Source organism: Enterobacter sp. 4974935, from assembly GCF_058661735.1.
This window is the reverse complement of record NZ_JBZWGT010000003.1, coordinates 3709077-3723579: the sequence shown is the minus strand read 5'-3', so window position 1 is coordinate 3723579 and position 14503 is coordinate 3709077. Positions and strand designations below refer to the sequence as shown.

Below are 14503 nucleotides of genomic sequence, written 5' to 3'. Positions count from 1 at the left end.
AGTCCTCGTGACTGGCTTTTTCTCGTTTGAGAACCATCGGGAATGTGCGTTACTGTGTCTCATCAAAATAATGAAAACAGGAAGGCAGAGGTGGGGCAACGAATTCCCGTGACGCTCGGCAATATTGCGCCGCTGACGTTAAAACCGTTTCATGCAGGCCAGCTTGCGCTGGTCTGTGAAGGGGGCGGGCAGCGCGGTATTTTTACCGCCGGCGTGCTCGACGAATTTATGCGCGCGCAATTCAACCCGTTCGATCTCTACTTCGGTACCTCTGCCGGGGCGCAGAACCTCTCCGCCTATGTCTGCAACCAGCCCGGCTATGCGCGCAAAGTGATTATGCGCTACACCACCTCCAAAGAATTCTTCAATCCGGTACGCTTCGTGCGCGGCGGGAACCTGATCGATCTCGACTGGTTACTGGATGCCACCTCCAGCCAGATGCCGCTGGCCATGGATACCGCGTCACGACTGTTCGATACCGGCAAAGCGTTCTGGATGTGCGCCAGCCGTGGCGATGACTATTCACCGGGTTACTTTTCGCCGCAGAAAGAGAACTGGCTGGATATCATTCGCGCTTCCAGCGCGATCCCGGGTTTCTACCGTACCGGCGCGCTGCTGGAGGGGATAAACTATCTTGACGGCGGTATCAGCGACGCGGTGCCGGTACAGGAGGCCGCACGGCGCGGGGCGAAAACCATTGTGGTGATCCGCACGGTACCTTCGCAGATGTATTACACCCCACAGTGGTTTAAGCGGATGGAACGCTGGCTGGGCGACAGCAGCCTGCAACCGCTGGTGAATATCGCGAAGCAGCATGAAACCACCTACGGCGCGATGCAGCGTTTTATTGAAAAACCACCGGGCAAGCTGCGCATCTTTGAAATTTATCCGCCGAAGCCGCTGCTGAGCATGGCGCTGGGCAGTCGGCTGCCTGCGTTGCGTATGGATTACAAAACGGGGCGGCTATGCGGGCGTTACTTCCTGGCGACCGTCGGGAAAATGCTGGCCGAGCAACCGCCTCTTCATCGGCATAAAAGCATCATATTGCCACCCGCTAGTGTGGCCAATGACGCGGTGGCGATGCCGCTGGTGGACGCGCCGCAGGCCAACGACGGCATACTCGATAACGAGGACCTGGCGTGACGCACTCTTTTATCGATACCCATTGCCACTTTGATTTCCCGCCGTTTAGCGGGGTGGAAACATCAAGTATTGCGCGTGCGGCTGAGGCCGGTGTGAGAGCCATTATTGTGCCCGCTATTGAAGCGGCGAGATTCGAGAAAGTCCTGGCGCTTGCCCAGGGTCACGATGCGCTGTATGCCGCGCTGGGTCTGCATCCGATCGTGATTGAGCACCATCTTGATGACCATCTCGACAGGCTGGATGCCACGCTGCAAAACGCGGATACGAAGCTGGTTGCCATCGGTGAGATCGGCCTCGATCTCTATCGTGAAGATCCGCAGTTTGAACGCCAGCAGACGATCCTGGATGCGCAGCTCCGGCTGGCAAAGCGCCACGATCTGCCGGTGATCCTCCACTCCAGGCGCACCCATGACAAACTGGCGATGCACCTGAAGCGCATCGACGTGCCGCGCAGGGGCGTGGTCCATGGTTTCGCTGGAAGCCTTCAGCAGGCGCAGCGTTTTATCGAGCTGGGCTATAAAATTGGTGTCGGTGGCACTATCACCTATCCGCGTGCCAGCAAAACCCGGGATGTGATGGCGCAGCTCCCCCTGTCTTCGCTCCTGCTGGAAACGGATGCCCCTGACATGCCGCTGAATGGTTTTCAGGGCCAGCCCAACCGCCCGGAGCAGGCGGCGCGCGTTTTTGATGTGCTGTGCGAGCTGCGTCAGGAGCCTGAAGATGTGATTGCCAGCGCGCTGCTGGAAAATACCCGCGCGGTCTTCGGCATCACGCTATAGATAAAGGGCCGGGCGGATCACCGTGATCTGCTGTCGTTCCAGGGCCTGCGCCAGCGGCTCGATGTCCTCCGGCGTGGCGCTCCGCCATCGCGCCGCCTCCCCGTAAACCCCATGGGCATGAAACGCGTTGATCCGCACCGGAACGTTCCCCAACGCGTGGATAAAAGCGGTCAGCGATGACAGATGTTGTAGATAATCACACCGATCGGGGATCACCAGCAGGCGCAGCTCCGTCAGGCGATGACGATCGGCCAGCCAGCGGATGCTCTGCTTGATCAGCGTGTTTTCACGCCCGGTCAGAAAACGGTGATGTTCATTGCCCCAGGCTTTCAGATCCACCATCGCGCCGTCAAACACCGGTAACAGCTTTTGCCAGCCGGTTTCGCTTAACAGGCCGTTGCTGTCCACCAGGCACGTCAGATGGCGCAGGGACGGATCGGCTTTGATCGCGGTGAACAGCGCAACCACAAACGGCAGCTGCGTGGTGGCCTCACCCCCGCTGACGGTCACTCCCTCAATAAACGGCGCGGACGTGCGGAACCGTGAGAGGATCTCCTCGACGCTGTATCGCTGCGCCATCGGCGTCGCCTGCTGCTGACACAGGTGCAGGCAGGTATCGCACTGCTGACAGTGACTCTCCTGCCACCAGACGCGCCCGGCCTGAATCGTCAGCGCATCATGAGGACAGTGGGGAACACAGTCGCCGCAGTCGTTGCAGCGCCCGATGGTCCACGGGTTGTGGCAGGTTTTGCAGCGCAGGTTACAGCCCTGGAGGAACAGCGCCAGGCGGCTGCCCGGCCCGTCCACGCAGGAGAAGGGAATAACCTGACTAACTAAAGCGCATCTGCTGTTCATGGCTTATCACGCGTGGCTGACGTTCCAGAATACGGGTATTGCGCGCGGCCTCCTCGCCGAGCCAGGTGGTGTTGGTGCGCGAGCCGGCCTCCCGATATTTCTCCAGATCGGAGAGCCGCACCATATACCCGGTAACGCGCACCAGGTCGTTTCCGGCCACATTCGCGGTGAACTCACGCATACCGGCGTTAAACGCTCCCAGGCACAGCTGCACCACCGCCTGAGGATTGCGTTTAACCGTCTCATCCAGGGTGAGAATATCGCTGATCCCCGAATGATAGTGTTTATGGTGCGGGGCTACGGCCAGCAGGTGGCTGATGGGATCTGGCTCGTCACCGTACGGCAGACGCGCCCCCGGCGTGGTGCCTGAATCAGAACTGATCCCTGACTGCGCGTGCAGCATCGCGCGGTGCTGCCAGCCGTGTTTCACCGGCGTGTTTTCAACGAACGCCGCCAGCTGTTCACTGATGCGGTAACCCAGCGCATTGGCCTGCTCGTTTTTACCGTACCGTCCCGTAATGCCTGCTTTCTCGCACAGCACGTTTACCGCTTCGGCCAGACCGTACATGCCAAACATCGGTACAAAACGATCGGCATCAATCAGCCCCTCTTTCACCAGGAAGCTATTCTCAAAGAAGCCGGATTGTTCATATAAAAAATCGCAGCGCGCATTGATGATCGCGATTTGTTGCTGGCAGTAGTGGGGAAGGGTACGGGTGAAAAAGTCTTCCGGTGAGCGGCTGTGCTCCGCAATCGCTTTCAGGTTAAGGCGCACCAGCGTGCTGCCGCCGCCCGCCAGCGGCAGGGAGTTGTAACAGCTCACCACGCCATAGCGACCTTTTGTGAAAATTTTATCATTTATCGGGCCATTGGAAATATGCGGCTTACTACACTCACAAATGTTTTTCGCCACGCTCATCAGCAGATCGTCAGGGGTGACGTCCGGGTCGTAAATAAAGGTCAGGTTCGGCGCGACCTGCTTCAGCTCTGCGTCCGCTCGCAAAATGGCACGCGTGACGGGCGTATCCGCCGGGCCGATATTGGCATGCATAAAGGCATCGGGCAGGGTTCTGTCCAGGTAACGCCAGAAACGTTTTATTCGGCTATCGATTTCATCCTGTGTTAGAATTTTAACATATGGGTTGAGTATCTCATCGAGCTGACCCAGATAGACTGGCATCGATGTGACGGACGGAACATGGTGATAAAGGATAGTGAGCAGTGAGAGGGCATCATCCAGATCTTTCGCCCCTTCCAGCTCCAGCCATTCTGAGCCGTTAGCCAGAAATTTAGCGTAGTCCGGCAGCACGTAGCGCGGTTTGTAAGGCGCATGACCTTCGAACATGTCGCAGATGTATCCCTCGTCCAGCGCGGCGCGGGCCGCCTCTGGCAGAGCGGGATAGAGCAGATTGTTCTCCGCTTCCAGCGCCAGAAAATGACGTTTTTGTTCCGGGGTTAACACCGGGCTGGTCACAATGTGCTGGCATCGTTGTTGCAGGGCGTCGGGCATGTTCAACTTCCTTGAGGGTTCTGCGGATGGTGAACGAATTGTAAGAAGCCAGCCTGCCGGGGCTTTTGATCCGACAGGGGGTATCGCTGCTTTTGTCGGCGGTTGACGCATGAAAGTTTGAAGAAGATCTCATTACAGTAATGCAAATTTGCACACAGTTTTCATTAACTGTGATGAATGTCGAAGTGTGGATGCGGGTGAATGTTAGAATACTCACAGACCCGCAAGGTAAAATTTATACGGCACTGCCGTTGGAGAATGTTATGACCGATTTAACTGCAAGCAGCCTGCGCGCGTTGAAACTGATGGACCTGACCACCCTGAATGATGACGACACCAATGAAAAAGTCATCGCCCTGTGCCATCAGGCAAAAACGCCAGTGGGTAATACCGCCGCCGTCTGTATCTACCCGCGTTTTATCCCGATTGCCCGCAAAACGCTGAAAGAACAGGGCACGCCGGACGTGCGCATTGCGACCGTGACTAACTTCCCGCACGGTAATGACGACATCGAGATCGCGCTGGCGGAAACCCGCGCGGCGATTGCGTACGGCGCAGACGAAGTTGACGTGGTATTCCCGTACCGCGCGCTGATCGCCGGCAACGAGCAGGTCGGTTTTGACCTGGTGAAAGCCTGTAAAGACGCGTGTGCGGCGGCAAACGTGCTGCTTAAAGTGATCATTGAAACCGGCGAGCTGAAAGAAGAGGCGCTGATTCGTAAGGCGTCTGAAATCTCCATCAAAGCGGGCGCGGATTTCATTAAAACCTCTACCGGTAAAGTGCCGGTCAACGCGACTCCGGAAAGCGCACGCATCATGATGGAAGTTATCCGTGATATGGGCGTGTCCAAAACCGTTGGCTTCAAACCGGCAGGCGGCGTGCGTACCGCAGAAGACGCGCAGCAGTTCCTGGCGATTGCCGACGAGCTGTTCGGCGCCGACTGGGCGGACTCCCGCCACTACCGCTTCGGCGCGTCCAGCCTGCTGGCCAGCCTGCTGAAAGCGCTGGGTCACGGTGACGGTAAGAGCGCAAGCAGCTACTAAGTTTGAATTGCCGGGTGGCGCTACGCTAACCCGGCCTACAGGATCGTAGGGCGGGTCAACATACCCGCCGCCATTCACCCGATTCCGCATGGAGGTTACCGTGTTTCTCGCACAAGAAATTATTCGTAAAAAACGTGATGGTCATGCATTAAGCGACGAAGAGATCCGCTTCTTTATCAACGGCATTCGTGATAACACCATCTCTGAAGGGCAGATTGCGGCTCTGGCGATGACCATTTTTTTCCACGATATGTCGATGCCTGAGCGCGTGTCCCTGACCATGGCGATGCGAGATTCAGGAACCGTTCTGGACTGGAAAAGCCTTAACCTCAACGGCCCGATTGTGGACAAACACTCCACCGGCGGCGTGGGCGACGTGACCTCCCTGATGCTTGGCCCGATGGTGGCAGCCTGCGGCGGTTACATCCCGATGATTTCCGGGCGCGGCCTGGGTCATACCGGCGGTACGCTCGACAAACTGGAAGCCATTCCGGGCTTCGATATCTTCCCGGATGACAACCGCTTCCGCGACATTATTAAAGACGTTGGCGTGGCGATTATCGGCCAGACCAGCTCTCTTGCGCCAGCAGACAAGCGTTTCTACGCGACGCGTGACATTACCGCGACCGTAGACTCCATCCCGCTGATCACCGCCTCTATCCTCGCCAAAAAGCTGGCGGAAGGGCTGGACGCGCTGGTGATGGATGTGAAAGTGGGCAGCGGCGCGTTTATGCCGACCTATGAACTCTCTGAGGCGCTGGCTGAAGCGATCGTTGGCGTTTCCAACGGCGCGGGCGTGCGCACCACCGCACTGCTGACGGACATGAACCAGGTGCTGGCGTCCAGCGCCGGTAACGCCGTTGAAGTCCGCGAGGCCGTGCAGTTCCTCACAGGCGAATACCGTAACCCGCGCCTGTTCGATGTCACCATGGCGCTGTGCGTTGAGATGCTCATCTCCGGCAAGCTGGCCAAAGACGACGCTGACGCGCGCGCGAAGCTTCAGGCTGTGCTGGACAACGGCAAAGCGGCGGAGATCTTTGGTCGGATGGTGGCGGCGCAGAAAGGCCCGACCGACTTCGTGGAAAACTACGCGAAATACCTGCCCACCGCGATGCTCAGCAAAGCGGTCTATGCGGACAGTGAAGGCTTTGTCTCGGCTATGGATACCCGCGCGCTCGGCATGGCGGTCGTGTCTATGGGCGGCGGTCGTCGTCAGGCATCGGACACCATTGATTACAGCGTCGGCTTTACCGATATGGCCCGTCTGGGCGACAGCGTTGACGGCCAACGTCCGCTGGCGGTGATCCACGCGAAAGACGAAGCCAGCTGGCAGGACGCGGCGAAAGCGGTGAAGGCGGCAATAACTCTTGACGATAAAGCACCGGAAACCACACCGACGGTCTATCGTCGTATCACTGAATAGCGGTATACTGATCTGATCGCATTTTTATGAAGCACTAAGTACGGAGAACAATTATGAAACGTGCATTTATTATGGTGCTGGACTCATTCGGCATCGGCGCAACCGAAGATGCAGAACGTTTTGGTGACGTGGGTTCCGATACCCTGGGTCACATCGCGGAAGCCTGTGCAAAAGGCGAAGCGGACAACGGTCGTAAAGGCCCTCTGAACCTGCCAAACCTGACCCGCCTCGGGCTGGTAAAAGCGCATGAAGGTTCTACCGGTAAAATCGCAGCCGGTATGGACGGAAACGCGGAAGTGGTGGGCGCCTACGCGTGGGCGCACGAGCTCTCTTCCGGTAAAGATACGCCGTCCGGTCACTGGGAAATCGCTGGCGTGCCGGTGCTGTTTGACTGGGGTTACTTCTCCGATCACGAGAACAGCTTCCCGCAGGAGCTGCTCGATAAGCTGGTGAAGCGCGCCAACCTGCCGGGCTACCTCGGCAACTGCCACTCTTCCGGTACCGTGATTCTGGATCAGCTCGGCGAAGAGCACATGAAAACCGGCAAACCGATTTTCTATACCTCTGCTGACTCTGTGTTCCAGATCGCCTGCCACGAAGAGACGTTTGGCCTGGATAAACTGTACGAGCTGTGCGAGATCGCCCGTGAAGAGCTGACCGAAGGCGGCTACAATATTGGCCGTGTTATCGCGCGTCCGTTTATCGGCGACAAAGCGGGTAACTTCCAGCGTACCGGCAACCGTCACGATCTGGCCGTGGAGCCACCGGCGCCGACCGTGCTGCAAAAACTCGTCGACGAGAAAGACGGCCAGGTCATTTCCGTAGGTAAAATCGCGGACATCTACGCTAACTGCGGCATCACCAAAAAGGTTAAAGCGACCGGTCTGGATGCGCTGTTCGACGCCACCATCAAAGAGATGAAAGAAGCGGGCGACAAGACCATTGTCTTCACCAACTTCGTGGACTTCGACTCCTCCTGGGGTCACCGTCGCGACGTCGCCGGGTATGCTGCGGGTCTGGAGCTGTTTGACCGCCGTCTGCCAGAGTTGATGGAGCTGGTGGGGGAAGATGACATTCTGATCCTGACCGCTGACCATGGCTGTGACCCGACCTGGACCGGTACCGACCACACCCGTGAGCACATTCCGGTGCTGGTGTACGGCCCGAAAGTCAAACCGGGCTCGCTGGGTCATCGTGAAACCTTCGCGGACATCGGCCAGACGATTGCGAAATACTTTGGTACGTCTGACATGGAATATGGCAAGGCTATGTTCTAAACGGATTGGGTGAGGCCTGATGCCCTCACCCCGACCCTCTCCCACAGGGAGAGGGAGAACAGAATGTAGGCCGGGTAAGGCGCAGCCGCCACCCGGCAAAAACAACAATGTAAAAGGAACTGAAGATGGCAACTCCTCACATTAATGCAGAAATGGGTGATTTCGCTGACGTCGTATTGATGCCGGGCGACCCGCTGCGCGCGAAACACATTGCAGAAACCTTCCTCGAAGACGTGCGTGAAGTGAACAACGTGCGTGGCATGCTGGGCTTCACCGGTACCTATAAAGGCCGCAAAATCTCCGTGATGGGTCACGGCATGGGTATCCCATCCTGCTCCATCTATACCAAAGAGCTGATCACCGATTTCGGCGTGAAGAAAATCATCCGTGTCGGCTCCTGCGGCGCGGTGCGCATGGACGTTAAGCTGCGTGACGTGGTGATCGGCATGGGCGCGTGCACCGACTCTAAAGTCAACCGCATTCGCTTTAAAGATCATGACTTTGCGGCCATCGCTGACTTTGACATGGTGCGTAACGCGGTTGACGCAGCAAAAGCGCTGGGCGTTGACGCGCGCGTGGGCAACCTGTTCTCTGCCGATCTGTTCTACTCGCCAGAAGGCGACATGTTCGACGTGATGGAAAAATACGGCATTCTGGGCGTGGAAATGGAAGCGGCCGGTATCTACGGCGTGGCGGCTGAATTCGGTGCGAAAGCGCTGACCATCTGCACCGTGTCTGACCATATCCGTACTCACGAGCAGACCACCGCTGCCGAGCGTCAGACCACCTTCAACGACATGATCAAAATCGCGCTGGAATCCGTTCTGCTGGGCGATAAAGAGTAATTCTGTCTCTTCCCTCCCTCTCCCTGTGGGAGAGGGTTGGGGTGAGGGCACCAGTTTGCACTTAGCGCACGGCCTGAGCAATCCACGCCGATACATCCTGCAGCTCTTTTTCCTGCTCCGGAAAATCCCCAATTAATGCATCACACTCCTGCTGCAACATATCCGCCCGATACAGACAGCCTTGTAAACGTGCGGCCAGCGCCTCCAGCGGTGCAGGATTGAGACTATCCGTAAAGACCTGCGTGCGGGTGATATGGCCCTTCTCCACGTCAAAGTGCAGCTCAACGCCGCCCCATGTAAATCGCTCATCCAGCAGGTGTGAAAACGCCGGTGCCTGACCGAAGTTCCACTCCCAGCTGCTCTGGCGCGCAAAGGTTTCCGCGAAGTTGGGCAGGTCCGGGGTTTTATCCGGAGAAATCACCTCGGCTTCTACGCGTTCACCGTAATGCTTGAAAAAGGCTTCACGGATCGCGTCGCAAATCTGCTCATGAGTAATCCCCGGCAGCAGATCCACCAGATTCGCCACGCGACCGCGCACGGAGGTAATGCCTTTCGCCTGGAGCTTTTTCTTGTCCGGGTTCAGATAGTTTGCCAGACGGCTCAGATCGGCATTCAGCAATAATGTGCCGTGGTGGAATCCGCGATCCATCGTTTCGCGGTAGGCTGAGCCTGACACTTTCCGGTCGCCTTCAGGTGTTTTCACCACCAGATCGTTACGACCCGAGGCTTCAGCCGTCACGCCGAGCGAATTGAGCGCGTTGAGCACAATGGAGGTCGAGATGGTTTTGTCGTATTCCGGCTTGCCCGCCATAAAGGTAAAGCAGGTGTTGCCGAGATCATGGAACACCGCACCGCCGCCGCTGCTGCGGCGCGCCAGGCGGACGTTGTCCTCTTCCATACGGCGGGTGTTACACTCTTTCCACGGATTTTGCGCGCGGCCAATAACGACCGTATCAGCGTTGCGCCAGAGAAACAGGACGCGCTGGGTGGCGGGCATCTGGCGGAAGATGCACTCTTCTACCGCGAGATTAAACCAGGGATCGTAAGAGTCAGAGATAAGCAGGCGTAACGTCGACATGGCAGAGTTCCTTTTCCGAATCATCCGCCTACTTTATCACTATTCTTTCTTCTCGCTCTCTTCCTCTTCGGGAACTGACTTGCTGGCGGTTAACAGGAACGGCGACTGCTGCCAGCGGGTGCGCTTGCCTTGCAGCAGCGTGCGCGCCAGTACCACGCCAATCGCCAGCGAGAGCAGCAGCATCAGGCGCAAAATATTGGTGGTGTTATCCACCTGTTTGGCTTCGGTTGGCAGGGTGTGGGTGTCGAGTGTCAGACGTAAATAGCCGAGTGGGCCATTCTTGCCCTGAATGGGTTCAACGATTTGTTGATTGAAATAACCGCCAGCTTTTTTGCCGTCCAGCGCCAGCCTGTCGCGCACGTCGACATGCTCACCCGCGCGGGCAATCAGGTCGCCCTGTTCATCGTACACGCCCGCATCCAGAATGCGGCTGTTTTCCGTAAGCTGGCGCAATACCTGGGCTATCCGCTTGTCATCCGGCGTTTCGGTGCGCATAGACGGCGCAACGTTGAGCGTCACCTGGCGCGCCAGCGTACGGGCCAGTTCTTCAAACTGTGGGTTACGCTGTCGTTGGTGATTCTGGCTAAACCAGGATGCCCCCTGCATAAGCGCCACTAATAGTGCGAGACAGATCAGGACAATCACGGCGCGATGAAGCCGGAATTTCAGTTTTGCGCGAGCCATATTCCACCTGCTTAAAATTTACGGCTTAATGTTGCCAGAAGTGATGGTTACAGGGTAGCCTCATGCGTTATTTTCCCTCTGGAACCTTCCGGCGCGAACGAAATTACAGGAGCTTCAATGCCGAACATTACCTGGTGCGACCTGCCAACGGATGTCTCTTTATGGCCAGGATTGCCGCTCTCTTTAAGTGGCGATGAGGTGATGCCTCTCGATTACCACGCTGGCCGTAGCGGCTGGCTGCTGTACGGACGCGGCCTGGATAAGCAACGCCTCACCCAGTATCAAACTAAACTGGGCGCAGCGATGGTCATCGTTGCGGCCTGGTGCGTGGAAGATTATCAGGTTATTCGCCTGGCGGGTTCCCTGACGCAGCGCGCCACGCGTCTGGCGCACGACGCCGGGCTGGACGTAGCCCCGCTCGGCAAGATCCCGCATCTGAAAACGCCGGGCCTGCTGGTGATGGACATGGACTCTACCGCCATTCAGATCGAGTGTATTGACGAGATTGCTAAACTGGCGGGCAGCGGCGAGCTGGTGGCTGAAGTCACCGAGCGCGCGATGCGCGGCGAGCTGGATTTCACCGCCAGCCTGAGACAGCGCGTGGCGACCCTGAAGGGGGCCGATGCTAACATTTTGCGTCAGGTGCGCGATGAACTGCCCCTGATGCCAGGGCTGACGCAGCTGGTGCTCAAGCTGGAGACGCTCGGCTGGAAAGTGGCGATTGCCTCCGGTGGGTTCACCTTCTTTGCCGATTACCTGCGTGACAAGCTGCGTCTGACCACCGTGGTGGCAAACGAGCTGGAGATCATGGACGGCAAACTCACCGGACAAGTGATTGGCGACATCGTGGATGCGCAGTACAAAGCCAATACGCTGACGCGTCTGGCGGAGAAATACGCCATTCCGGTCGAACAGACCGTCGCCATCGGCGATGGCGCGAACGATCTGCCGATGATCAAAGTTGCCGGACTGGGTATTGCCTACCACGCCAAGCCGAAAGTGAATGAAAAGACGGAAGTCACTATCCGTCATGCTGACCTGATGGGCGTGTTCTGCATTCTCTCCGGCAGCATTAATCAAAAATAGCGGCCTGCTTTTGTAGGCCGGGTAAGCGTCAGCGCTATCCGGCGCGCAGACCGCACAGAAATAACGAGGTAAACCGTGGCGAAAGCTCCAAAACGCGCATTTGTCTGTAATGAATGTGGTGCGGATTATCCGCGCTGGCAGGGGCAATGCAGCGCCTGTCATGCCTGGAACACCATCACCGAAGTGCGTGGTGTGGCGGCTTCGCCGAGCGTGGCCCGCAATGAACGGCTGAGCGGCTATGCGGGCAATGCAGGCGTGTCGAAGGTACAAAAACTTTCGGATATCAGCCTTGAGGCGCTGCCGCGCTTCTCAACCGGCTTCAAAGAATTTGACCGCGTGCTCGGCGGTGGCGTAGTGCCGGGCAGCGCTATTCTGATCGGCGGTAACCCGGGCGCGGGTAAATCGACCCTGCTGCTGCAAACGCTCTGCAAGCTCGCCGAACAGATGAAAACCCTGTACGTCACGGGCGAAGAGTCACTCCAGCAGGTGGCGATGCGCGCGCACCGCCTCGGTCTGCCGACCGGCAATCTGAATATGCTCTCGGAAACCAGCATCGAGCAGATCTGCATGATCGCCGAAGAAGAGCAGCCGAAGCTCATGGTGATCGACTCCATCCAGGTGATGCACATGGCGGACATTCAGTCGTCACCGGGGAGCGTGGCGCAGGTGCGTGAAACGGCTGCGTACTTAACGCGCTTTGCCAAAACGCGCGGCGTAGCGATAGTGATGGTGGGCCACGTCACCAAAGACGGCTCGCTGGCCGGCCCGAAAGTGCTTGAGCACTGTATCGACTGCTCGGTGATGCTCGACGGCGATGCGGATTCCCGTTTTCGTACCCTGCGCAGCCATAAAAACCGCTTCGGCGCGGTGAATGAACTGGGCGTGTTTGCCATGACCGAGCAGGGGCTGCGCGAAGTCAGCAACCCGTCGGCCATCTTCCTGAGCCGTGGCGACGAAATTACGTCCGGTAGTTCGGTGATGGTGCTGTGGGAGGGGACGCGTCCGCTGCTGGTTGAAATTCAGGCGCTGGTGGATCACTCGATGATGGGTAATCCGCGGCGCGTGGCGGTCGGTCTGGAACAGAACCGCCTGGCGATCCTGCTGGCGGTGTTGCACCGTCACGGCGGCCTGCAAATGGCGGATCAGGACGTGTTCGTCAACGTGGTTGGTGGGGTGAAGGTTACGGAAACCAGCGCGGATCTGGCGCTGTTGCTGGCGATGGTCTCCAGCCTGCGCGACAGACCGTTGCCGCAGGATCTGGTGGTATTTGGCGAAGTAGGGCTGGCGGGCGAAATTCGCCCGGTGCCGAGCGGTCAGGAGCGTATCTCCGAAGCGGCAAAACATGGCTTCCGCCGCGCAATTGTTCCGGCCGCCAACGTGCCGAAAAAAATCCCGGAAGGGATGCAGGTTTTTGGCGTTAAAAAACTCGCAGATGCGTTAAATGTCTTTGACGACTTATAATTACGTATTCGATTTTGCAGGAGGCACCGTAATTTATGTCATCATTTGACTACATCAAGACCGCTATCCGCCAGAAGGGTTGCACATTACAGCAGGTAGCGGACGCCAGCGGCATGACCAAGGGCTACCTGAGCCAACTGCTGAACGCCAAAATCAAAAGCCCCAGCGCGCAGAAGCTGGAAGCGCTGCACCGTTTTCTGGGGCTTGAATTTCCGCGGATGCAAAAGAACATTGGCGTGGTGTTCGGTAAGTTCTACCCGCTGCATACCGGGCATATCTATCTGATCCAGCGCGCCTGTAGCCAGGTCGACGAGCTGCATATCATCATGGGTTATGATGAAACCCGCGATCGCCAGCTGTTTGAAGACAGCGCCATGTCGCAGCAGCCCACCGTGCCGGATCGCCTGCGCTGGCTGCTTCAGACCTTTAAGTATCAGAAAAATATTCGTATTCATGCCTTTAACGAAGAGGGCATGGAGCCGTACCCGCACGGCTGGGACGTATGGAGCAACGGCATCAAAGCGTTTATGGAAGAGAAGGGCATTGCGCCTAACTGGATCTACACCTCTGAAGAGTCCGACGCGCCGCAGTTCCGCGAGCATCTGGGCATCGAAACCGTGCTGATCGATCCTAAACGCACCTTTATGAACATCAGCGGGGCGCAGATCCGCGAGAACCCGTTCCGCTACTGGGACTACATTCCGACCGAGGTGAAGCCATTCTTCGTGCGTACGGTGGCGATCCTCGGCGGCGAGTCCAGCGGGAAATCGACGCTGGTGAATAAGCTGGCGAATATCTTCAATACCACCAGTGCGTGGGAGTATGGCCGCGATTACGTCTTCTCACACCTCGGTGGTGACGAGATGGCATTACAGTATTCCGACTACGATAAAATCGCGCTTGGTCATGCCCAGTACATTGATTTCGCGGTGAAATACGCCAATAAAGTCGCCTTTATTGATACCGATTTCGTCACCACGCAGGCGTTCTGTAAAAAGTACGAGGGGCGCGAGCACCCGTTTGTGCAGGCGCTGATTGATGAATACCGCTTTGATCTGGTTATCCTGCTGGAAAACAACACCCCATGGGTAGCCGACGGTATGCGCAGCCTGGGCAGCTCGGTAGACAGGCGTGAGTTCCAGACCATGCTGGTGGAGATGCTCAACGAGAACAACGTTGAGTTTGTGCATGTGGAAGAGTCGGATTACGACACCCGTTTCCTGCGCTGCGTCGAGCTGGTGAAAGAGATGATGGGTGAGCAGGGGTAAAAAACTTACCCCTCACCCTAACCCTCTCCCCAAAGGGGAGAGGGGATCGCA

At 57.5% G+C, this 14503-nt stretch carries 13 protein-coding genes; 9 read left to right on the top strand and 4 right to left on the bottom strand.

All coding sequences use genetic code 11. The annotated features are described in order from the left end of the window. Window positions 1–90 precede the first annotated feature (90 nt). Both AC4OVS_RS19045 and AC4OVS_RS19040 read left to right on the top strand, forming a co-directional pair. Window positions 91–1143, top strand: coding sequence for a patatin-like phospholipase family protein (locus AC4OVS_RS19045; RefSeq protein WP_023299272.1), 1053 nt, complete (start codon window positions 91–93; stop codon window positions 1141–1143). Then, window positions 1140–1922 carry a TatD family hydrolase gene (locus AC4OVS_RS19040; protein ID WP_063146394.1) on the top strand — a complete coding sequence of 261 codons (783 nt, stop codon included), beginning with the start codon at window positions 1140–1142 and terminating at the stop codon, window positions 1920–1922. Before AC4OVS_RS19045 ends, AC4OVS_RS19040 begins: the two co-directional genes overlap by 4 nt. Here the strand turns inward: AC4OVS_RS19040 and AC4OVS_RS19035 are convergent. Together AC4OVS_RS19035 and AC4OVS_RS19030 are read right to left on the bottom strand one after the other, a co-directional pair. Beyond that, window positions 1917–2777: a YjjW family glycine radical enzyme activase gene (locus AC4OVS_RS19035; RefSeq protein WP_491922629.1), complete on the bottom strand. Its 861-nt coding sequence runs from the start codon at window positions 2775–2777 to the stop codon at window positions 1917–1919. The genes AC4OVS_RS19040 and AC4OVS_RS19035 overlap by 6 nt on opposite strands. Next, complete coding sequence (locus tag AC4OVS_RS19030) at window positions 2752–4287, bottom strand: YjjI family glycine radical enzyme (RefSeq protein WP_479426733.1); 1536 nt, start codon at window positions 4285–4287, stop codon at window positions 2752–2754. Before AC4OVS_RS19030 ends, AC4OVS_RS19035 begins: the two co-directional genes overlap by 26 nt. Window positions 4288–4550: 263 nt before the next feature. Here AC4OVS_RS19030 and deoC point away from each other — a divergent pair, with 263 nt between their 5' ends. The 4 genes from deoC (at window position 4551) to deoD (ending at window position 8875) form a co-directional block, all read left to right on the top strand. Continuing rightward, window positions 4551–5330: a deoxyribose-phosphate aldolase gene (deoC, locus tag AC4OVS_RS19025; RefSeq protein ID WP_003856543.1), complete on the top strand. Its 780-nt coding sequence runs from the start codon at window positions 4551–4553 to the stop codon at window positions 5328–5330. Window positions 5331–5430: 100 nt separating this feature from the next. Beyond that, a complete protein-coding gene (gene deoA, locus AC4OVS_RS19020; protein WP_023299277.1) occupies window positions 5431–6753 on the top strand; it encodes a thymidine phosphorylase in 1323 nt (440 codons plus the stop codon). Between the two features lie 53 nt (window positions 6754–6806). Beyond that, window positions 6807–8030: a phosphopentomutase gene (gene deoB, locus AC4OVS_RS19015; RefSeq protein WP_063146396.1), complete on the top strand. Its 1224-nt coding sequence runs from the start codon at window positions 6807–6809 to the stop codon at window positions 8028–8030. Between the two features lie 125 nt (window positions 8031–8155). Continuing rightward, entirely contained in the window at window positions 8156–8875 is a 720-nt protein-coding gene (gene deoD, locus AC4OVS_RS19010; protein ID WP_003856538.1) for a purine-nucleoside phosphorylase, read from the top strand. A 61-nt stretch (window positions 8876–8936) separates the two neighbouring features. Here deoD and lplA read toward each other — a convergent pair whose 3' ends face one another. Both lplA and AC4OVS_RS19000 read right to left on the bottom strand, forming a co-directional pair. Then, window positions 8937–9953: a lipoate--protein ligase gene (gene lplA, locus AC4OVS_RS19005; RefSeq protein ID WP_337257895.1), complete on the bottom strand. Its 1017-nt coding sequence runs from the start codon at window positions 9951–9953 to the stop codon at window positions 8937–8939. A gap of 39 nt (window positions 9954–9992) precedes the next feature. Then, window positions 9993–10637, bottom strand: a complete 645-nt coding sequence (locus tag AC4OVS_RS19000; protein ID WP_015572615.1) for a YtjB family periplasmic protein — start codon at window positions 10635–10637, stop codon at window positions 9993–9995. A 117-nt stretch (window positions 10638–10754) separates the two neighbouring features. On the opposite strand from AC4OVS_RS19000, the gene serB reads away from it, so the two are divergent. The 3 genes from serB to nadR all read left to right on the top strand — a co-directional run bounded on the left by serB (window position 10755) and on the right by nadR (window position 14452). Continuing rightward, window positions 10755–11723, top strand: coding sequence for a phosphoserine phosphatase (serB, locus tag AC4OVS_RS18995; protein ID WP_003856524.1), 969 nt, complete (start codon window positions 10755–10757; stop codon window positions 11721–11723). A gap of 75 nt (window positions 11724–11798) precedes the next feature. After that, window positions 11799–13184 (top strand): DNA repair protein RadA, encoded by a 1386-nt coding sequence (radA, locus tag AC4OVS_RS18990; RefSeq protein ID WP_003856523.1) that lies wholly within the window; start codon window positions 11799–11801, stop codon window positions 13182–13184. Window positions 13185–13219: 35 nt separating this feature from the next. Next, the gene (gene nadR, locus AC4OVS_RS18985) at window positions 13220–14452 is read left to right on the top strand and encodes a multifunctional transcriptional regulator/nicotinamide-nucleotide adenylyltransferase/ribosylnicotinamide kinase NadR (RefSeq protein ID WP_003856522.1); all 1233 of its coding nucleotides are present in this window, start codon (window positions 13220–13222) and stop codon (window positions 14450–14452) included. The last annotated feature ends 51 nt before the right edge of the window (window positions 14453–14503 follow it).